This is a genomic window from Candidatus Paceibacterota bacterium, assembly GCA_041661305.1.
Taxonomy (GTDB): domain Bacteria; phylum Patescibacteriota; class Minisyncoccia; order Phycocordibacterales; family VMEP01; genus VMEP01.
The window spans coordinates 184,905-204,065 of record JBAZUR010000001.1 but is presented as its reverse complement, the minus strand read 5'-3'; the positions used below and the strand labels follow the sequence as shown (position 1 = coordinate 204,065).

The following is a 19,161-nucleotide window of genomic DNA, read 5'->3' as shown; positions in this document are numbered from 1 at the left end:
TTAAACATTTTATTACAACGTAACACGGGTAAACGAACTATCGTCCAAAAATAATCTATCATGCGAAACAAGAATAAGAGATCCAGCGTATTTTAGAAGTGCATCCCTTAAGACGTATTGAGTCATAACATCAAGATGGTTTGTTGGTTCATCCCAAATTATTAAATCTAATTTTTTACAAGAAAGAGCCCCTAAAAGAACTTTAATTCTTATCCCTGGTGATACATTCTTAAATTTTTTATTTAAAATAGACTTGTCTATATGATTAAAAGAAATTGACCTATAGATTTCTGCCTCATTTAAACCAAAGTTTTTTAGGTATTCTCCTACCGTCTGGTCATTTAAATTTTCATACCAATTTTGTGAAATATAATAATATGAAAATTTACCGCCACGATTAAACATATCTTCACTTTTTTGCGCTAGACCATTTAAAAGACCTACTAAATAATCGAGAAAGGTGGTCTTTCCGACACCATTTGGTCCAGTAATAAGAATTTTATCTCCGCTATTTACTAAAAGACTAATTCTTTTTTGCGATAAAGATGTAGAAAGTAAGTTAAATAAATTACCGACAAAACCTAAGTCCAAAAACAGGGCTTTCGGAATGGGGTCATGTTGTGGTTTTTCAACGCTTATTTTTTCTGCCCTTTCTCCAAGCATTCTTGCCGTGGCCGCTCCTTTACCAGCAGAATTTCTATTAAATCCTCTTAAATACTTGTCGTTATCTGTTCCCTTCCATTTTTCTCCAGCCTCGCTGTGTTGTTTTGCTTTTCGGGCAGCATCTTTAAGTTCTTCTTGTTTTTTAATAGCGATATCATACATTAAAAACTCTCTTTCAATCTTTTTTTTACGCGATACTAAATACAAAGAACATCGTTCTTTTGTTTTTTCAACACCTTTAGAATCTAGGTAAAATATTACTTCTGCACAATCGTCAATAAAATTTATATTATGACTAGTAAATATAATTGATAATTTGTTTTCAACAATATGTTTTTTAAGCCAAGAAATATTTTTCTCATCGAGATTATTTGTTGGCTCGTCTAATACATAGAGATCTGCTTTTTGGGAAAAAAGATACTCAAGTCTTTTTTTCATATGTTCTCCACCAGAAACAAGGCCTGTATTAGTTTCAATTTGGGAAAGAAAAACTATCTTAACTCGCTCTGGAACATGAACAGTTAACCAATCATTTTTTGAAGACTTTAGTGTAATACTTTCAAGAATACTTGTTTTACCGATACCATTTTCTCCTAAAATTGCAGTACGAAAATTAGTATCGATATCAAAAGATATCTTCTCTCCGCTTTTTTCTATAATAACTTGTATCATACAAAAGTCTGTTTATCGTTACTAAATTAACTATAGGCTTAATATCACCCTAAAATCATCTTCTTTTGTGGTTTTGTTTTTTCGAACAAAACTACACTTAACACATTGATGTGTGATCACATAATCCCCCGCTTTAAGTTCCACTCCTATTGGCTCCATGGCGCCTAAGCACTCAGACTCGCGATCACCTGGATTTATATCCACGTGTTTACTCCATAAGCACTTGGGGCAATGGTTTGTGTACCCATTACCCTCAACAGAAAAACTGCATTCACTGCAGATAAAATCCTCAATATTCCGTTGAAATTTTTTTGTTTCGATGGTTTTTAAATTAAAGATTCTTGGCTATGATATCCATAACTTTTTGAACCTCAGCTTTATAATCGTCACTAAGCGGGATTATTGGAGCACTAAAAACAAGGACAATCTTGGCGCGCCTTAAAAGAAAATCTCTTAGCTTTATTTTAAAAACTCCTCTAATTGAAGTTGGAACAATTGGAGCACCAGTTGCCCTCGCAAGATATGCGGCACCACCATGAGCAGGCAAAATGCTCCCGTCTGTTGTTTTCCGTCCCTCGGGAAAAATAAAAAGAGAGCCACCACTATTCAAAATTTCCTTATGCTTTTCTAAAGATTTCTCATAGTCATGTTTCCCAACCTGAATTTGATGCGCCCCCCAAATTTCAAAAAACCATTCGCGATAGAAAAGCCATTTTAAAAACGAGTGACGTTCATAAAACTCTTTTTCTCTTGAGGTATAAAAAATTGGCGAAAGAGGGGAAAATAAAGGCAGGGCAGCTGGAAGTAAAATTGGGTCAAGTTCACTACTATGATTGCTAACAAAAACAACTTTACCTTTTAGTCCTTCGAGATTCTCTAAACCACGCACCTCAAGTTTTGCAAAAAAAATTAAAAAAAGCCTAGTTGGGATCCAAACAATTTTCTGCAAAAGAAGTGGTGGTAAAAAATCTTTCATTACATTCCTTCTCCTCTAAGCGTCTCAACTATTCCGCGTGCTTTTTTGGAAAGTTTTTGAGGGAGAATAACTTTTATTTTTACCAACAAATCTCCTCTCTGGCTATTCCCCATTGGAACACCTTTACCCTTAAGACGTAAAACTTCTCCAGTGTTCACCCCTTCTGGAATTTTAAGATCAATCTTTCCATCTAGTGTTTCGATGGAGCGTTCACCACCAAGCAATGCTTCCGTCATCTTAATATCAAGATTCATTGTTAGATTATTTCCTTCACGTTTCAGGGACTTATGGGGAAGAACGCTTATCTTTACATACAAGTCACCAGAAATACCACGTTGTACCGCTTCCCCCATTCCCGAAAGACGAATCATCTCTCCGTTTTCAATGCCAGCTGGAACGTGAATAGAAATTTCTTCCTGCTTCCTCAAAACACCCTGACCCTTACAGCCCGAACACTTATCTTCAGGGATTGTTCCAGACCCAGCACACGCGTCACATTCACGAACACTCGTGAACACTCCAATAAAGGATTTCTTTGTCTCACGAACTTTTCCTTGGCCGTTACAGGTCTCACATTTCTTGCGCTTGGTTCCAGGTTTTTCGCCATTACCCTTACAAACATCACACAAGGAGCGCTTTGTTATTAAAACCTTTCGAGTAGTTCCAAAAATTGAGTCATCGAAATTAATAGTAATTTCAATTGAAATATCTGAACCGCGACGACTTTGTGTCCCACCTCGCCCACCTCCAAAAATTTCACTAAAAATGTCGCCAAATCCACCCGCGTTACTAAAATCAAAATCGCCAAACTGTGATGGATCAAACCCTTGGAACCCATTATTGGCTCCTTGTTGTGGGCCACTTCCATCGCTGAACACCTGCCCATATGTGTCATACTCTGAACGCTTCTTTTCATTAGAAAGAACCTGGTATGCCTCATTCACCTCTTTGAAGCGCGCTTCATCACCTCCTTTTTTGTCGGGATGATATTTGTGGGCGAGTTTATGAAAAGCTTTTTTTATTTCATCTTTCGACGCTTTTCTCTCAACACCCAAAATTTGATAGTAATCTTTTTGCATCCCGTTAGAAATTAGAAACGTCTGACGTTTCCTTAGTTAATTTTAATACAATCTTTCTTTTCTTAACAATCTACTTAATTTTGTTTTTATCCCGTAAACATAACTTCATGATTTCGTACGGGATTGATTATACGGAATTATACATAAAAACAAATAAAGGTGAAGATATTAATCATGAAAAAGACCACCCTCTAAATTGGTGGTCTTTTTCATGATATTAGGCTGTTTTGTTGGCGTCTGGATTCTCCCCTTCTTTGAAATCTGCGTCATGAATCTTCTCTTCAGGTGCCCCACTTCCACCCTCTTTAGGAGTTTCCGTTGCTCCACTTTCCTGCTGTGCCTTCATCATTGCTTCACCTATTTTTTGCATTTCGAGTGAAAGTTCTGATGAGGCTTTTTTAATTGCCTCGATATCTGTACCATCTTTAACAGATTTTAGCTCTGCTATTTTTGCTTCTACCGCTGTTTTAATATCAGCTGGTACCTTATCTCCAGCATCACGAAGTGATTTCTCGGCAGTATAAACTAATATTTCTGAGTCATTTTTTGTATCGGCAATTTCTTTTTTCTTCTTATCTTCATCTGCGTGCAGTTCCGCTTCTTTAGTCATTCGCTCAATATCTGCGTCTGTTAGACCGGAACTTGCCTCGATGCGAATACTTTGAGTTTTTCCACTCGTCTTCTCTTTTGCTGTAACATTTAGAATTCCGTTTGCATCAACATCAAGGGCAACCTCTACTTGAGGCATACCACGCGGTGCTGGTGGAACACCATCTAGGATAAATCTTCCTAATGACTTGTTGTCGGCGGCCATTGGACGCTCGCCCTGGACAATATGTATCTCGACTGATGTTTGGTTGTCGGCAGCGGTAGAGAAAACTTGTGACTTTGATGTTGGGATAGTTGTGTTCTTTTCAATCAACTTTGTAGCAACACCTCCAAATGTCTCAATGCCAAGCGATAATGGAATAACGTCTAGAAGTAATATGTCGCGAACATCTCCTTGCAAGACGCCCGCTTGAACGGCTGCACCAGCTGCAACAACTTCGTCTGGGTTTATTGAGCGGTTTGGCTCCTTACCAAACAATTCTTTAACAGCGGCAATAATGGCAGGCATACGAGTTTGTCCACCAACCATAACTATTTCATTAATCTCATTCATCTTAACCGGAGATTTTTCAAAAGCTCTTTTTGTAATTTCAATCGAGCGATCAATAAACTCGCGAGCAAGTTCTTCAAGGGTTGTACGGGACATCTTAAGAAGAAGATGTTTTGGGCCAGATGCATCTGAACTTATAAACGGAATGTTTATTTCCGATTCTGTTGTTGTTGAAAGCTCGTGCTTTGCTTTTTCTGCAGCCTCTTTCAATCTCTGAAGTGCCAAAACATCTTTTGTGATATCAATACCACTTTCTTTCTTAAATTGCTCTGCAATCCAAGCAACAATCTTCTGGTCGATATCCTCACCACCCATATGTGAGTCACCATCAGTTGCTTTTACTTCAATAACATCATTTCCAACTTCAAGAATAGAAACGTCAAAAGTTCCACCACCGAAGTCATAAACAACTATTTTTTCGTCTTTTTTATTATTAAAACCATATGCCAAAGCTGCTGCTGTTGGCTCATTAATGATTCGTTTAACATCAAGTCCGGCAATCTTCCCGGCATCTTTTGTTGCCTTGCGTTGTGAGTCGTCGAAATAAGCCGGTACGGTGATAACCGCCTCTGTTACTGGTTCACCTATTTTTGCTTCAACATCACTCTTTATTTTCTGAAGAATCATTGCTGAAACTTCCTCTGGACGATAAAAATCTGTACCCATCTTTACCTTAACCCCACCGTCTTCGTTAGCTTCAATTGCGTATGAGGAAAACTTCTTGTCGCGCTTAACTTCTTCGTCATCAAAACGATGACCCATAAGACGCTTAATACCGTAGATAGTATTTTCTGGGTTGGTGACTGCTTGGCGCTTGGCGAGCAAGCCAACAAGACGCTCGCCATTTTTTGCAAGCGCAACAACAGAAGGAGTAGTGCGATTTCCTTCAATATTTTCAATTATTTTTGGGACGCCACCTTCAATTAAGGCGACAGCCGAATTTGTTGTTCCCAAGTCGATACCAATTATTTTTCCCATATTTTTATTGTAAAAATTATTAAATAAATATTTTTAATTTACATTATTATACCCAATATTCTCTGTTTGTCAACTTTATTTTACTTTCAAACTACTCCTTAAAAATAAAAACTTTCACTTCAGATGGCCGAATCACCTTTCCTTCAAAAAAATATCCATTTTTAATTATTTCAGCGACAGTGTGATCTAATTCTTTACTATCAGTTGGAATATTTTCTACAGCATTGTGGTAATTCGGGTCAAAATGTTCTCCAATCTTACCTATTTCCTGCATACCAATATTTGTGAGGGCTGTTTTTAGTTGTGACGCGATGTATTCCACCCCACGTCGCCAATTTTCATCAACTTTCTCCCATGCCTCTTTATTTGCAAATGCCAACGTAAAACTATCGAGTACCGGAATTATTTCCAAAATCGTTCGTTCGTTTGCAACCTTGGATGCATTCGAGTGCGCGTTCAATTCGTCTTTGCGGGCGTTAATGTAATCCGCTTTCGCTCTCTGCCACCCTGCGAGATACTCATCTCGCTCTTTTAGAGCAACACTCAGCTTGTCGCGAAGATCTTTGATTTTCTGTTTTGAGACAGAAAGCTCTCCTTCGCTCTCATCGGGTTCAAAAGCAAAGTCTTCATCTATAATATTGTTTTCGTTTATTTCATCTGTCATAAATTTAAACAACTTAAAGCACTATTAATAGCTATGGACCAAAGTATACAAGTAGATTCGCCGAGAGAAAATTAACGCTTTGACCACTGTGGAGCCTTTCGAGCTTTCTTCAAACCGAACTTTCGTCTTTCTTTCATTCTAGGGTCACGTTTTAGGTAACCGAGACGCTTCAATCGTGTCTTTAGCTCTTCGTCAGTTGTTGAGAGTGCTCGAGCAATACCATGTCTCACTGCTTCGGCCTGAGAATGAATACCACCACCTTTTACAAGAGCTGTAACAGAATATTTCTCTAGTGGTTTTGCTTTGTTGAAAGCGTCTGTGATAATCCCTTGCATATCTTCTGTAGGAAAATATTCTTTATAGTCCTTGTCGTTAACAATAACGTTTAGCTTAGACGCTGGGGTCACACGAACACGGGCTGATGATGTCTTGCGACGACCAACAGTCTCAATGTAACGACCTTCCTTTTTTGCTTTTGTTGTTGTAGTTTCCATATTTTTATTCGGTAACAATCAAGTTCTTTAACATCACAGCCTGTAACTTATTTTTTGGAAGCATTCCAGTAATCGCGATCAACATAACTTCCCTCATTCCTTTTTTTGCTGCAACTTCTTCCAATCGCTTCTCTTTCAAACCGCCTGGATATCCAGAGTATGTGTGGAATAATGTTTGCTTTTGTTTCTTTTCTGTAACCTTTGCTTTTCCACAGTTAGTGACCATAACAGATATTTCCGGCGCCTTATTACGCACAAAAGATGTTGTGTTTTTACCCATAAGTACTGACGCCGCTTCCGCTGCGACTCTACCTATCGTTCTTCCTGATGCATCAATTGTGTATTTCATAGTCATATTTATATAAATTCAATAACAGCAAGCTTACTTGCATCCCCCTTTCTCGGTGTAGAAAGTTTGGTTATGCGAGTATAGCCACCTGGTCTTTCTGTATATTTCGGAGCAATAACCTCAAAAAGTTTCTGAACTTCTTTTGTGCTATTGAAAAATTCTGCCCCGACAAGACGGCGTGAAGCAAGTGTATCTTTTTTTGCTCTCGTAACAAACTTTTCGATATATGGTCGAAGCTCTTTTGCTTTTGCTTCCGTGGTCTTTATTTTTCCACGAACAATAAGCGCAAGTGCAAGAGAACGCATAAGTGCTTTCCTCACTTTTCTTACACGACCGAATTTTCTGTTGGCATTATGGTGACGCATGTTTTATTTTAGTGTGATTCCGAAATTACCGAGTACACGCTTAATTTCCTGGATTCCTTTTTCTCCTAAACCGCCGACTTCAAGTAAATCATCTTTCTTCTTTCTAGCCAAACCTCCGATTGTTCGGATATTTGCATTAGTTAGAGCATTCAACGTTCGAGTTGAAAAATCAAGAGTTTCGATACGCGTCTTCATGACATCATCATCCTGGTCCTTTTCTCCTTCTTCGTCGTGAGCTCCACCAGAAATAGCTTTGCTTTCGATTTCTGCCTCAGGTTCCTTAAAACCAACAACAGCTTTAAGTTGATAAATCATAACTTCAATTGAATTCTCAAGAGCCTCTCGTGGAGTTAAGGTACCATCGGTCTCAATAAAGATACGTAGACGATTGTAGTCTGTACGATCACCAACGCGCATGTTCTCAACTTCGTAATTAACACGACGAATTGGGGTGAAAATGGCATCTACGGCAATGTTACCTATATCAACCTTATCCTTGTGAATTGCCTCTTTTGGAACATAACCGAGGCCTTTTTCAATAGTCATTTCAATAGTCAAAGATGAACCTTTTCCGACAAGCTCTGCGATGTAAGCATCTTCGCTCAAAACCTCAACCTGACCAGGGGTTGTAATATCTTTTGCTGTAACCACCTTGGGACCTTTGACAGAGAGTTCGACTTTCTGAGGTTCGTCTGTAAGTAACTTAAAGCGAATTTTTTTCAAATTCAAGAGTAGCCCAACAACATCTTCTTTAACTCCGTCAATAACTGAAAATTCATGACTGACACCATCAATCTTGAGTGACGTAATAGCCGCGCCTGGAAGCGAAGATAAAATTATTCGGCGAAGTGAGTTACCAAGCGTGTGTCCGTAGCCAGGGTAAAGACCCTCGATTTCAAAAACAGCACTTGTTCCCTCTTCCGAAATAACTTTCGGCTTTGAAGGTAAAATTATATTTTGGTCAGACATAATATTTCTTTTAAATTTATAATTATTAACGACTATAAAATTCAATAACAGAATTCAAATTGACTGTCATGTCTTTATCTTTCTCCGCTGGTAAATTCTTTATTTCAGACGTTCCTTTCTTTGCGTCAAAGGCAATCCATCCTGGTATTTTATGATCTTCCATTCTCTTTGTGGCCTCAATTATTGGGTTGGTTCCCTTACTTCCTTCGCGAACACCAATAACGTCTCCAATCTTAATTGCTCGTGATGGAATCATTGAGCGCGTGCCATTTACTGTGATATGTCCATGAGAAACCATCTGTCTAGCCATTGTTCTTGATTTTGATAAACCAAGACGAAAAGTAATGTTATCAAGTCTATTTTCTAGGCTCTGATAAAGTCTTTCGGCTGGACTTCCTGCCTTTGTGGACGTTGCCTTCTTCACGTAATTAGAGAACTGCTTTTCACTTACTCCGTAAATATTGCGAACTTTCTGTTTCTCGCGAAGCTGTCGTCCGTATTCAGTAAGGGTTGATTTGTGCTTTCTCTCTGAGTCTAGTTTGCCTGGTGGATAGGGTTTCTTATTAAAAACACACTTAGGCGTAAAACACTTCTCTCCTTTAAGGAAGAGTTTTTCTCCAGCACGGCGACAAACTTTACATTTTTTATCGATTATCATGATATTTATATTCTTCGTGGCTTCTTAGGCTTTGGTCCGTTGTGTGGAACAGGTGTCTTGTCTTTAACACTCTCCAAATCAATTCCTTTAGAAAGAAAAGCTCGAACTGATGATTCTCTTCCAGAACCAACTCCTTTGATTATTACGTTCACTTCTTTCATTCCCACAAGCATTCCTTTTTCTCCCATAAGCTCTCCTACTTTAGCAGCTGCAAAAGGTGTTCCTTTTTTTGCACCCTTAAACCCTAAAGCTCCGGATGATGACCAAAACAAAGCGTTTCCGCTCTTGTCTGCCAAAAGAAGCTTGGTGTTGTTGTATGTTGCTTCAACATACAAAGTACCGGCTGCAACCTTCTTCTTCGGAACCTTGGACAAAGAACGAGACTTCAATCCCTCGTCAGCTCCACTGCCTCCTTTTTTTATAATTCTTTTTTTACCCATGTTATTGATTATGTTTTTTCAGCCTTACGTCTTCCAGAACCCATAGTCTTACGAATATTTCCACGAACGGTTCTAGAATTTGTTTTTGTACGCTGACCACGTGCTGGTAAACGTTTTGCATGACGTGTTCCACGGTACGACTTGATATCCTTCAAGCGCTTAATGTTTCCACTTATCTCACGCTTTAAATCTCCTTCGAGTTTGATAGCTTCAATTTCTTTACGAATCTTACCCTCTTCTTCTGTAGTCAATTCGCTAGCTTTTTTGCCATGAGGAACACCTGCACGATCAAGAATAGCCTGAGCTCTTGCACGTCCGATTCCAAAAAAAACAGTTAGAGCTATCTCTAATCTTTTTTGTTCCGGGACTGTTATACCAAAAATTCTCATGTTTTACGTTAAATTAGAAACTATCCTTGTCGTTGCTTATGGCGTGGGTTTTCGCAAATGATAACAACTAAACCCTTACGGCGTACCATTTTACATTTTGCACACCTCTTTTTTACTGACGACTTTACTTTCATTTTTTTATTAAAAATTTTGCACTAACAAAAACAGAACCCCCATCCCCCTCTCGGGGAGTGCAGTGCTTCAATATACTACAATACCTATAATCTTTTTACAACCCTCCCCTTACCTCCGTACGGATCAAGCTGTACGGAAACTTTATCTCCAACCAAAACCTTTATTCGGTTGAAGCGCATTTTCCCTCCTAAGTAGGCAAGAATTTCAGATCCATCCTTGAGTGTAACCCTAAAAAGGGTGCTAGGTAACGCTTCGGTTACAACCCCTTCTTTGATTAATTCTGGATCTACTTCGTTACTCATTTAGTCCCGAAAATATAACAAAATAATAGTTTTTAGTCAATTTTAAAAGGCCCTCCTTCTTATTTATCGGCACTTTGAGTAATCGTAATTTTCTCAATATCTGCTGGAAGATAGCGGGCCCAAAACGGATTTACTGAAAGAGTAGCTGTCTTAATACCACTGTAATTTGCAAGAAGCGCGTTGAATTCGCTACGTGGTTTCCCGGAAATATCTTTCTTAACTTTATCAAAATCGATAACAGCTTCTACTGTAGTAGTCCCACTTAAACTAAATTCTATGCTTTCCGCTTGAGCAAGCATTTCTGGCAACCCCGCACTTTGAAATACAAGAGTTAAGTTTTCAATATCCTTCAGGGTGGCGGGTCCAGTTTCTTTTAGAGTATAAATAGATTTTTTGAGAACCTCTTTCGCCAAAGCTTCCCTTGGAAGCAAGATTCCAGTATATGTACCTTTTTCCTTAACGATAACCCCGCTGGCGTTCTTAACATCGTCCTTGGTTTCAAAAGTGACATTTCCAGCATCTTTGAATAAAACGAAGGTTGCCGGTATCTGAGAAGAAACTTGCTTTGTCAAAGAATCCTTAATCGCTGTTCTAAGTTCGTTCCTTGCTGCTGTAACTGCCCCTGGGGATGCCGTTTGAACACTGCCGACATATCCACCCTTTATTTCACCTTTTGAACGAGCATAAAATTTTTCATATCGTGGATCTCCTTTAAACCCTGGAATGGAGAAATCGGATAATCCAACATTGTACTGTTCGCCTGGCTTATCAGCAGATACAGTAACCTCAACTGACCCAGGAATAGTTTCTTTATTGACGACACTAAGACCTGGAACAACGACTCCGGTAGTAATGCGATAAATTTTGCCATCGGGTGTCTCGAGGCGTGTATCCTTTATGAGTTTTTGGCTTGCGGTACTGTACGCGTTATAAATTACAACTCGGCCACCAGCTTTTTCGGAAACATCTTTTGTCCCAGTTGGCGCTACGAGCTTGCTTGATTCCTCAGAAAGGGTAACTGTTTCAAAAGGAACAAGAGCCTTAAGATCACCTTTCTTGGCCGTAATTCCAACAGAAATTTGAACTTGCTCAGACTTTGGAACTATCTTTAGGTCGGCTCCGGAAAACAAAACCGATATCATCATATAGATAACAAAAATAGCCACGAGTGGCACAGAGAACCAAGCGGTTTTTTTAATAAAACTTTTTGATTTATTTAAATTAGGAGTAACCGAACTTTCGTGGTGAACATTATGCTCTGGTAGTACGTGTTTAACATCTGGTTTTTTTAAAAGTGGTTTCTTCTCTAATTCTTTTGCCGGGCTTTGTCCGGTGTCTCCTTTTCGCAAGACATCAGAAAGCGGCCTTCTACCGGTATTAGTGTTAGCTGTGTGTGGACTTCTAATCACATCACTTATAATTCTTTTTTCCTTCATGTTTTGATTATATCACTTAGTGGATATCAATCCGAAAGTTTACGACCTTTGTTGTGCATAATGTAAAGAACTCCAATTCCAATAAAGGTGTCTATCTTGTTTTTACCAAAGAGGTGTTTGCCGTGTCTCTCAAACAAGTCCCCCATATCGGTCACAGAAAAAGGAGTGTGTGTCATAACATACTGACTAAAACTCTCTTTCTTGATACCTCCCGTGAGCCACTTTTTCATGTCATCATCAGCAGTTAAGAAAACTTCATCCGGTAGGTAAAAAGTATCTGCTAGTTTAGCTAAAGCTTTTTCAAAAGAAACTACCCATGATTCAACAACTTTCTCTAGAGCACTCTCAATTTTTTTATTTACGTCCTTACTAACCCCTTCTTTATTGGCAATACTAAGAAGAGAGATTATTTCTTCTGCAGGTCTATGCAAGGCTGATGATAGTCTTCGGAATATCGTATTTCTCCCAATTGGAAAAGAAGCAATCTCAAGTAGTGCTCCATTCCAAACAAAGGCAATGTCGGTAACCTCACCGCTAACATCTACAAGTAAAGCATCGTCAAATTTTGGATAAATTTCACGAGCAGCAAAAAAATACGCAAGGGGAAAAGTTCCAAAATTAATTTCAATATCGGGGAAAATGTTACGAACTGCACCACCAAATGAGTCTAAAACTATCTGCGGAGCCACACTCAAATATAGTGGCATTTCAACGGTTTTTACGGTTTTACCAAATGGGTCTTCGACTTCATAGCCGTTGCACTTTAACTGAACGACATGTTGCTCAATCAAGGAAAGGTTATTTTCTGGTTTTGCTTTTTTGGCCTTCTCGTCAATGTATTCATTGCGAAAGGATTCACTCTCGCGAGAAATAAGAGTCTCAAACATCTCCTCGGTAAAAACAAAGGACTCCTTCTTCTTTAGGTTAACCACTCTTGTCTGTGATGCGTACCAAGGTGATGCCAAAATTAAATATGCTTTTTTTATTGGGTATTTTAATTCGCTTTTTACTTTTCTAGCTGCCCCTTCAACAGCCTTAGATGCTGTGTTCATAAACCTATCGAAACGTAAGTGCTCTTGAAATGGTATTGATTCTCTGTAAATCTCTTTTAACTGCGCTTTCCCTTCCCCACTTTTTTCATTAGAAACCTCAGCAACAGCAACCCCAACACTGCCATTGCCAACGTCAAACACGAGGACGAATTCTTTATCACTTTTAGAAAAAAATCCCATAGATCTATTTACGAAATTGTATCACACCATTAGGTTAAAATCGCCTTAATTCTACGCACCCCAGAAGAAACAGCTTCTTCTTTTGAGATTTTAAAATTACCGAGCTCGCTTGTATTGCTTACATGCGGACCACCACAAAACTCAAGACTAAAATCACCTATTTTATATACCCGAACAATGTCGCCGTATTTTTCCTCAAACAATCTAATCGCTCCTCTTTTTTCTGCTTCTTCAAGTGGCACGTCCTCGTAAGACACTGGTAGGCCTTCTGCAATTTTTTGGTTAACAAGATTCTCTACTTTTTGCTTTTCTTCATCTGTCATTTTTTGATTATGAGAAAAATCAAAGCGAAGACGTTCTCCTGTTATATTGCTACCTTTTTGAAATACATGTTCACCAAGAACATCTCTTAGAGCTTTTTGGAGCAAGTGAGTTGCGGTGTGATACTTAACAGCCATTTCTCCATGATCAGCCAACCCACCTTTAAATTTTTGGTCTGACTGAGAACGTGACAAAGCCTTGTGTTTCTCCATCTCTTCCTTAAATCCATCGATATCAACTGTAAGTTCTTTTTCCTTTGCTAATTCAAGAGTTAGTTCAATTGGAAAACCATGCGTAGTAAAAAGAAGAAACGCCTCGTGCCCACTGATAGTGGAGTTTTTTATTTCGTCAAGCGAGGAGCGCCGCGAGCGCGTATTCGTGCTCATGGCGTCCGAGCGATGGCGAAACACAGGTGAATCCTTTGGTTTCTGCTCCGAAGACACCTTTCTTTTTTCAAATTGGCGCATACCAACCTCTAACGTCTTTCTAAACTTTGCCTCTTCGTTTTTAATACCATCTCGAATATGATCAATGTTTTCAATTATTTCTGGGTACGCCTCCTTGTAGGTCAGTGCGACTGAATCTACGATTTTTTGTAACTCATTTGGCTTTATACCAAGCTCGTCAGTATATCTCACTGCACGTCTAACCAACCTTCGCAAAACATATCCTTGCTCAGTATTAGAAGGTAAAATTCCTCCACTCATCATAAAAACTGCACCTTTGATATGGTCCGCAACAATACGGAAATATGAATCAGTTTTTACTTTTCCTCCTTCATATTTCTTACCAGAAAGCTTTTCAATAAAATCAATAATTAGAGAAAACAAATCCGTAGAAAAGATATCAGCACTATCCATGCTCGCTGCGGTAATTCTCTCCAAACCACCACCAAAATCCACGTTTTTTTGAGGAAGCGAAGAAAAACTTCCATCGTCCATTTTAAGATATTCCATAAAAACCGAGTTACCGATTTCCATAAAACGCCCACAATCGCAATTTGGATGACAATTTTCTCCAAATTTTTTGTCGTGGGGTGTCCCGAAGTCGTAAAATACTTCAGAATCTGGACCACCTGGCTCACCTGTTGGCATATTTTCAGGTACACCAGAACGACTCCACCAGTTTTTCCTGGAGTTATAGTAAAAAATCCTACCACTCTGCATTCCAACTTTTCCTCCATTCTCTTCGCTTCCAATTAATACATCATTAGCTATAACACCAACACTTTTAAAAAGTTCTTTCCAGATTTCCACCGATTCATCGTCGCGAGGAATTCCATACTTCTCTTCGCCTGCAAAAACAGTTACGTATAATTTTTCTGGCTGGAGTTTTGCTACTTCTGTAAGAAAATTAAAAAACCAACCAAGTTGTTCTTTTTTGAAATAATCTCCTAAAGACCAGTTTCCCAACATTTCAAAACAAGTAGTGTGGCGATTGTCACCAACTTCTTCAATATCCTCCGCGCGAAAACACTTTTGTGAATTGACCAAGCGCACGCCCCTTGGGTGTGGAGAACCCAAAAGATACGGAATTAACGGTTGCATTCCAGAACTTGTAAAAAGTGTCGTTGGGTCGTTCTCAGGGATAATCGGTGCAGACGGAATAACTGCATGTTTTCGCGAGCCAAAATATTCCAAATAGTTCTTTCTAATTTCGTTTCCGTTCATAGTCCCCTATTGTAATACAATAAAGGCGAGCTCTCAATTAAATAAATTCTGTTTAAAACTCAAAAAAGTTAACCCTACAGTCCGCCCTGCACCTAGCAGGGCTCTCTCCCTTTGAAGCCTGGCACTTGCCATCACCACAAGAGCTGTTTGAACCACAGAAGGTGTCAGCACCGCCATATTCACCAGCACAAGTCCAAGACCAAGAGAGTGCTGGGTTGTTTTCAGGAAGAGTATCAATACCTACAGGTAATACAGTTGGTCCAGGTAATCCTAGTGTGTTACAGAGATTGGATGTTGGTTTCTTTTGAGATGAGACACCGTTAGCAGAACCGCAGACTCCTGCAACTTGATTATGGGCAATTACCTGTATGGTTCGTGAAGGACAATTCGTTGACCATGACCCAGCATTGTCTTGAGCTCTGAAATAGACAGTGTATGTGCCAACAGAAAATGATCTAACGAAGTTTGCTAAAGAGCTAAGAATTGTTCCGGTGGAGCAATTACTGGTACGCCATTCGTAAGCTACAACTGTACCGTCATCTGTAGCTGTACCGGTGAACTGTTGTATCTGGTCATCATATATTGTGATGTTGACTGCTGGACTTATGATTGATGCAGTTGGTGGGGTTGATGGGATACAAGAACTAGTACTGCTCTGCCAAATGAATCCAGGTGAGGTACAGGTGGAGCAACTCACTGGATTGTTTGCGCCATTGTTACAATTTCCATTGGTACAACCACCATTACTACATACAGTACAAATACTTCCATTCCAACCAAGTGGAGTAGAGCAGGTGTTACAGGTTGGATAGTTGTTGGCACCATTTGAACATGTTGGTGTAATAGTAAACGCACTAAACGGAGACCAACCGCTGGATAGGCCAGTAGAGCTGTTGGTGGCATAACCAGAAATGGTGTTGCTATTTATCGGAGAAGTGAAATTTGTGTTGAAGGTAACAACATATGAGACAGTGCGGGTGTTCCCTGATACCGAAGTACTGCAAGATATGAGGTTGATGTATTGTGGTCCATAGCCGTTGTAAATTGCCCCTAAGCCACCACCAGAACATGCTATTGGTGGTGTTTTGTATGCGCCGCCAAAGTGGGTGAATCCAACCGATGACCATCCAAGATATCCACGATAAGTACCAGCATTTACCCCCTGGTAATTTATTAAAGCGAGTTCATCGGTAATAGCGCTACCACCAGTGGCATCTGTCGCGGTTGAGGTTATTGTGTATTGGTTAACGGCGTTGGTGACCACAACACCGTTACTGATAGTGACGTTGTTGATGGAAGGTGGAGCAGAGCTTACTGTGAACGCGGCATACGCCCAACCAGAGCCGACCCAGGAGGAGTTGTAGCAATACGTCGCTCCATAGTGTGTTCCAGGGTCGGTCAAACCACCTGTGTTCCAAGTACCAGAGGTGAGGTATCCACTCTGTAGCTCAACCCAAGTACCAACGCTATTTATTCTGTAGACATGACAATAATAGGCATTTGTCGAAGAAAGGGTGACGTTCGTGCTAGCACCGTATGATACTGATATTGGTGAGACAGATACGGAAGCGGTGGGAGGATTATTTACCGTAAAATTTGTTGTTGACCAGCCGGAGCCGACCCATTCAGAGTTGTAACAATAAGCGGAAATACTATGGGTTCCTGGAGAAGTGAAGGAACCAGCGTAATAAGTACCAGATGTTGTATAACCGGCAACTAAGTATGTTGACCAGTCTAATAGAAGGTAGCAATAATAGGCGTTTGTAGAAGAAAGAGTGAATCCAGGATTGGCATTATAGGGAACGGGATTTGGAGAAACTGAAGCGGATGCGGTGGGAGGGTTTACGGTCCAGTAAATAATGACATATCCTGGTGCTCCGTTTCCTGCGTAAGTGGGACTGTAATCACAAGTAGCAGGGACAAAAGGAGCTGCTGACCAAACACCTCCACCTCCACCTCCATAATAAACACCTGGTTGTGGGTTTACTGCAGGGGTCCCACCAGTCCATGCGCCACACTCGCACGACGTCTCATTACAATTATAATAATAAGTACAAGTGCCGGCGGTGCCCGTTGAGCCCCCGGCGCCACCAGCACCTCCAGCGCCACTGTAACCTCCGGCGCCACCGCTACTTGCCCACCTACTTGGTGGCCACGAGCCATACGAACCATAAGCTACATTGCCCCAACCACCGGCTCCAGGAGCACCGCCTGTTTGCCCACCACCACCGCCATAGGCAATTATTCCACCAATATATGAGTAACCACCGTCTCCACCGGGACTAGATGCCCCACCTTCACAATGAGGAGCTCCTCCATGATAACCACCAGCACCAACGGTAACACCATATGCACCACCAGGACTTACTGCAATTGTTCCACTGCTATAACCCCCACCCCCCCCGCCAGCTCCAGCACCCTCGTTAGTACCACCAGCTCCGGCACCACCGCCACCGGCAACATACACAGTTAGAGCTGTCACACCACTTGGAACAAAGAATGTACCACTACTAGTAAAAGTCTGACTTCCTCCCGCCAACGAAGAACTAGGAACTATTAAAAATATTAATAGTAGTAAAACAAAAATTACTTTATAGATATAACTACTGATATCTAACTCATAATTTCTTTTAATTAGTTGATTCATTTTTAGAGTTAATAGTTATCATTATTCGGATTAACTTATCTTGACGATGTAGCCATTCTGGTTGGTTGAACGTTTATCTCCTTAGCTGTAAACGAAGTGAGCTTTTTAATATTTATTGTTGAGAAAACAACAATGGTGTCTCCAGCTTTAATATCATTAATACCAATCTTAACGCGAGTAAATGGTTCTGGTGGCATTACAGGAGTATTTGTGTTTTGAGATTCTTTCTGTTTCTTGGCAAAATCTTCCAATTCTTTTTGAAAAACTAAGGTGTCTTTCCCAACAAATCGCTCTATTGTGGTTGCTTGATCAACGATAACAACAAGGGATTCTGACTTAACACCAGAAGTAGTGTTCTCTGGTATTTTCTTTGCATTATTAAGAGTAATTTCTTGTCCGGATATTTTTTCTACAACACCAACCGCCATATGTTGCTCTAATTGTTCAAGCCCCAAATTTTGTGTTTGGGATTTGTTTTTTATTTTTGAACCATTTATATAAATAAAAAAATTAGTAAAGATGACAACGACTGCAATGACAGCAACCGCACTAATTATTTTTTTATGTTCAATCATTTTCATTAAATTTACTTAGACTAATTATAGTACAACGAGTATTGCTCCAGCAACTATTAAACACGTACCGATTAGTGCTTTAACCCCTAAGCTTTCCCCTAAGAAGAGGGCGGCAAAGACGATAACAAAAACAATACTTAAGCGGTCAATGGACGCAACACTTGAAGCCTTCCCTTCCTTTAATGCGGAAAAATAAAAAATCCAAGAGAGCGCTCCCGCCGCCGCAGAAAGAATAATAAATAACCAATCACGCCCAGTAAAACTAGCGATAGAAAATCCAACAAATTTCTTCAGAGAAAAACTAGTCACCAAAAGAATCCCAGCCATAATTACAGCACGGACAGTTGTGGCCAATGTTGTATCAACCCCCTTGAGCCCCAACTTACCAAAAACCGCTACAAGGGCGGCGAATATTGCGGAGAAAAGTGCGTACCAAAACCACATGTTAACGCTCCTCTGGGACGTCTATGCCTTTGTATGCTGTGAATAGTTTTTCTTCTACGTACCAGAGGATTGTGAAAATAGAAAGCGTAAAGATTGTTGTAAAAAAAGCAGCTATGTAATAACCAAAGCCGACAGCCATTCCGATTGCAGAAACAACCCATAGGCCGGCGGCGGTAGTAAGACCAGTGAGCTTTGAATCCTTAAAGATAATCATTCCAGCACCCAAAAAGCCGACACCAACAACAATATTTGAGGCAATGTGAAGCGGATTAATTTGTACGTTTGTGTGAGCGTATTGCTTCACCGCATACTCTGAAACCACAATGAATAAAGCCGAACCCATTGAAACAAGTGCGTATGTTCTTATTCCAGCACTTTTTTTTGCGAAAACACGCTCCAATCCAAGTATTGCCCCGAGGGCCATTGCTAGAAAAAGGCGAGTAAAAACTTCTGTATTTTCTGGTGTGACTAAAATAAGCAAATCGGAAATCATAAATTTAATGTAAATTAACTTATAAGCAGTATATCAAAAGATACACCTTAA

22 protein-coding genes are annotated in these 19,161 nt (G+C 39.9%); all 22 read right to left on the bottom strand.

The window, feature by feature from the left end:
* Positions 1–12: 12 nt before the first annotated feature.
* Positions 13–1,335 carry an ATP-binding cassette domain-containing protein gene (locus tag WC724_01235; GenBank protein MFA6077622.1) on the bottom strand — a complete coding sequence of 441 codons (1,323 nt, stop codon included), beginning with the start codon at positions 1,333–1,335 and terminating at the stop codon, positions 13–15.
* Positions 1,336–1,365: 30 nt separating this feature from the next.
* The gene (locus WC724_01230) at positions 1,366–1,617 is read right to left on the bottom strand and encodes an RNHCP domain-containing protein (GenBank protein MFA6077621.1); all 252 of its coding nucleotides are present in this window, start codon (positions 1,615–1,617) and stop codon (positions 1,366–1,368) included.
* A 49-nt stretch (positions 1,618–1,666) separates the two neighbouring features.
* Entirely contained in the window at positions 1,667–2,311 is a 645-nt protein-coding gene (locus WC724_01225; protein ID MFA6077620.1) for a lysophospholipid acyltransferase family protein, read from the bottom strand.
* Positions 2,311–3,390: a molecular chaperone DnaJ gene (gene dnaJ, locus WC724_01220; GenBank protein MFA6077619.1), complete on the bottom strand. Its 1,080-nt coding sequence runs from the start codon at positions 3,388–3,390 to the stop codon at positions 2,311–2,313. Before dnaJ ends, WC724_01225 begins: the two co-directional genes overlap by 1 nt.
* Positions 3,391–3,607: 217 nt before the next feature.
* Positions 3,608–5,527, bottom strand: a complete 1,920-nt coding sequence (gene dnaK, locus WC724_01215; protein ID MFA6077618.1) for a molecular chaperone DnaK — start codon at positions 5,525–5,527, stop codon at positions 3,608–3,610.
* 91 nt (positions 5,528–5,618) lie between these two features.
* Complete coding sequence (locus WC724_01210; GenBank protein ID MFA6077617.1) at positions 5,619–6,191, bottom strand: nucleotide exchange factor GrpE; 573 nt, start codon at positions 6,189–6,191, stop codon at positions 5,619–5,621.
* 71 nt (positions 6,192–6,262) lie between these two features.
* Positions 6,263–6,685 (bottom strand): 30S ribosomal protein S9, encoded by a 423-nt coding sequence (gene rpsI, locus WC724_01205; GenBank protein MFA6077616.1) that lies wholly within the window; start codon positions 6,683–6,685, stop codon positions 6,263–6,265.
* 4 nt (positions 6,686–6,689) lie between these two features.
* On the bottom strand, positions 6,690–7,034 hold the full coding sequence (gene rplM, locus WC724_01200; protein ID MFA6077615.1) for a 50S ribosomal protein L13: 345 nt from the start codon (positions 7,032–7,034) through the stop codon (positions 6,690–6,692).
* Between the two features lie 8 nt (positions 7,035–7,042).
* On the bottom strand, positions 7,043–7,399 hold the full coding sequence (gene rplQ, locus WC724_01195) for a 50S ribosomal protein L17 (protein ID MFA6077614.1): 357 nt from the start codon (positions 7,397–7,399) through the stop codon (positions 7,043–7,045).
* A gap of 3 nt (positions 7,400–7,402) precedes the next feature.
* Positions 7,403–8,368, bottom strand: coding sequence for a DNA-directed RNA polymerase subunit alpha (locus WC724_01190; GenBank protein ID MFA6077613.1), 966 nt, complete (start codon positions 8,366–8,368; stop codon positions 7,403–7,405).
* 25 nt (positions 8,369–8,393) lie between these two features.
* Positions 8,394–9,026: a 30S ribosomal protein S4 gene (rpsD, locus tag WC724_01185; GenBank protein MFA6077612.1), complete on the bottom strand. Its 633-nt coding sequence runs from the start codon at positions 9,024–9,026 to the stop codon at positions 8,394–8,396.
* A 5-nt stretch (positions 9,027–9,031) separates the two neighbouring features.
* Positions 9,032–9,466, bottom strand: coding sequence for a 30S ribosomal protein S11 (gene rpsK / locus WC724_01180; GenBank protein ID MFA6077611.1), 435 nt, complete (start codon positions 9,464–9,466; stop codon positions 9,032–9,034).
* Between the two features lie 8 nt (positions 9,467–9,474).
* The gene (gene rpsM, locus WC724_01175; protein MFA6077610.1) at positions 9,475–9,855 is read right to left on the bottom strand and encodes a 30S ribosomal protein S13; all 381 of its coding nucleotides are present in this window, start codon (positions 9,853–9,855) and stop codon (positions 9,475–9,477) included.
* 20 nt (positions 9,856–9,875) lie between these two features.
* Positions 9,876–9,989 (bottom strand): 50S ribosomal protein L36, encoded by a 114-nt coding sequence (rpmJ, locus tag WC724_01170; protein MFA6077609.1) that lies wholly within the window; start codon positions 9,987–9,989, stop codon positions 9,876–9,878.
* Between the two features lie 84 nt (positions 9,990–10,073).
* The gene (gene infA, locus WC724_01165; protein MFA6077608.1) at positions 10,074–10,292 is read right to left on the bottom strand and encodes a translation initiation factor IF-1; all 219 of its coding nucleotides are present in this window, start codon (positions 10,290–10,292) and stop codon (positions 10,074–10,076) included.
* 59 nt (positions 10,293–10,351) lie between these two features.
* Positions 10,352–11,728 carry a hypothetical protein gene (locus tag WC724_01160; GenBank protein MFA6077607.1) on the bottom strand — a complete coding sequence of 459 codons (1,377 nt, stop codon included), beginning with the start codon at positions 11,726–11,728 and terminating at the stop codon, positions 10,352–10,354.
* Between the two features lie 26 nt (positions 11,729–11,754).
* Complete coding sequence (locus tag WC724_01155) at positions 11,755–12,960, bottom strand: hypothetical protein (GenBank protein ID MFA6077606.1); 1,206 nt, start codon at positions 12,958–12,960, stop codon at positions 11,755–11,757.
* A gap of 29 nt (positions 12,961–12,989) precedes the next feature.
* Positions 12,990–14,951 (bottom strand): alanine--tRNA ligase-related protein, encoded by a 1,962-nt coding sequence (locus WC724_01150; GenBank protein ID MFA6077605.1) that lies wholly within the window; start codon positions 14,949–14,951, stop codon positions 12,990–12,992.
* Positions 14,952–15,003: 52 nt separating this feature from the next.
* Entirely contained in the window at positions 15,004–17,598 is a 2,595-nt protein-coding gene (locus WC724_01145) for a hypothetical protein (protein MFA6077604.1), read from the bottom strand.
* A gap of 35 nt (positions 17,599–17,633) precedes the next feature.
* Positions 17,634–18,179: a hypothetical protein gene (locus WC724_01140; protein MFA6077603.1), complete on the bottom strand. Its 546-nt coding sequence runs from the start codon at positions 18,177–18,179 to the stop codon at positions 17,634–17,636.
* A gap of 18 nt (positions 18,180–18,197) precedes the next feature.
* The gene (locus WC724_01135) at positions 18,198–18,617 is read right to left on the bottom strand and encodes an EamA family transporter (protein ID MFA6077602.1); all 420 of its coding nucleotides are present in this window, start codon (positions 18,615–18,617) and stop codon (positions 18,198–18,200) included.
* A 1-nt stretch (position 18,618) separates the two neighbouring features.
* Complete coding sequence (locus WC724_01130) at positions 18,619–19,110, bottom strand: MgtC/SapB family protein (GenBank protein MFA6077601.1); 492 nt, start codon at positions 19,108–19,110, stop codon at positions 18,619–18,621.
* Positions 19,111–19,161: the final 51 nt, after the last annotated feature.

Bases quoted from the DNA above. Each gene is read 5' to 3' on its own strand.
- rpsK (MFA6077611.1), bottom strand. From the start codon at position 9,466: ATGGGTAAAAAAAGAATTATAAAAAAAGGAGGCAGTGGAGCTGACGAG.
- rpsM (MFA6077610.1), bottom strand. From the start codon at position 9,855: ATGAGAATTTTTGGTATAACAGTCCCGGAACAAAAAAGATTAGAGATA.
- rpsD (MFA6077612.1), bottom strand. From the start codon at position 9,026: ATGATAATCGATAAAAAATGTAAAGTTTGTCGCCGTGCTGGAGAAAAA.
- WC724_01190 (MFA6077613.1), bottom strand. From the start codon at position 8,368: ATGTCTGACCAAAATATAATTTTACCTTCAAAGCCGAAAGTTATTTCG.
- WC724_01145 (MFA6077604.1), bottom strand. From the start codon at position 17,598: ATGAATCAACTAATTAAAAGAAATTATGAGTTAGATATCAGTAGTTAT.
- WC724_01150 (MFA6077605.1), bottom strand. From the start codon at position 14,951: ATGAACGGAAACGAAATTAGAAAGAACTATTTGGAATATTTTGGCTCG.
- infA (MFA6077608.1), bottom strand. From the start codon at position 10,292: ATGAGTAACGAAGTAGATCCAGAATTAATCAAAGAAGGGGTTGTAACC.
- rplQ (MFA6077614.1), bottom strand. From the start codon at position 7,399: ATGCGTCACCATAATGCCAACAGAAAATTCGGTCGTGTAAGAAAAGTG.
- WC724_01225 (MFA6077620.1), bottom strand. From the start codon at position 2,311: ATGAAAGATTTTTTACCACCACTTCTTTTGCAGAAAATTGTTTGGATC.
- rpsI (MFA6077616.1), bottom strand. From the start codon at position 6,685: ATGGAAACTACAACAACAAAAGCAAAAAAGGAAGGTCGTTACATTGAG.
- WC724_01210 (MFA6077617.1), bottom strand. From the start codon at position 6,191: ATGACAGATGAAATAAACGAAAACAATATTATAGATGAAGACTTTGCT.
- WC724_01140 (MFA6077603.1), bottom strand. From the start codon at position 18,179: ATGAAAATGATTGAACATAAAAAAATAATTAGTGCGGTTGCTGTCATT.
- dnaJ (MFA6077619.1), bottom strand. From the start codon at position 3,390: ATGCAAAAAGATTACTATCAAATTTTGGGTGTTGAGAGAAAAGCGTCG.
- WC724_01155 (MFA6077606.1), bottom strand. From the start codon at position 12,960: ATGGGATTTTTTTCTAAAAGTGATAAAGAATTCGTCCTCGTGTTTGAC.
- rpmJ (MFA6077609.1), bottom strand. From the start codon at position 9,989: ATGAAAGTAAAGTCGTCAGTAAAAAAGAGGTGTGCAAAATGTAAAATG.
- rplM (MFA6077615.1), bottom strand. From the start codon at position 7,034: ATGAAATACACAATTGATGCATCAGGAAGAACGATAGGTAGAGTCGCA.
- WC724_01235 (MFA6077622.1), bottom strand. From the start codon at position 1,335: ATGATACAAGTTATTATAGAAAAAAGCGGAGAGAAGATATCTTTTGAT.
- WC724_01135 (MFA6077602.1), bottom strand. From the start codon at position 18,617: ATGTGGTTTTGGTACGCACTTTTCTCCGCAATATTCGCCGCCCTTGTA.
- WC724_01160 (MFA6077607.1), bottom strand. From the start codon at position 11,728: ATGAAGGAAAAAAGAATTATAAGTGATGTGATTAGAAGTCCACACACA.
- dnaK (MFA6077618.1), bottom strand. From the start codon at position 5,527: ATGGGAAAAATAATTGGTATCGACTTGGGAACAACAAATTCGGCTGTC.
- WC724_01130 (MFA6077601.1), bottom strand. From the start codon at position 19,110: ATGATTTCCGATTTGCTTATTTTAGTCACACCAGAAAATACAGAAGTT.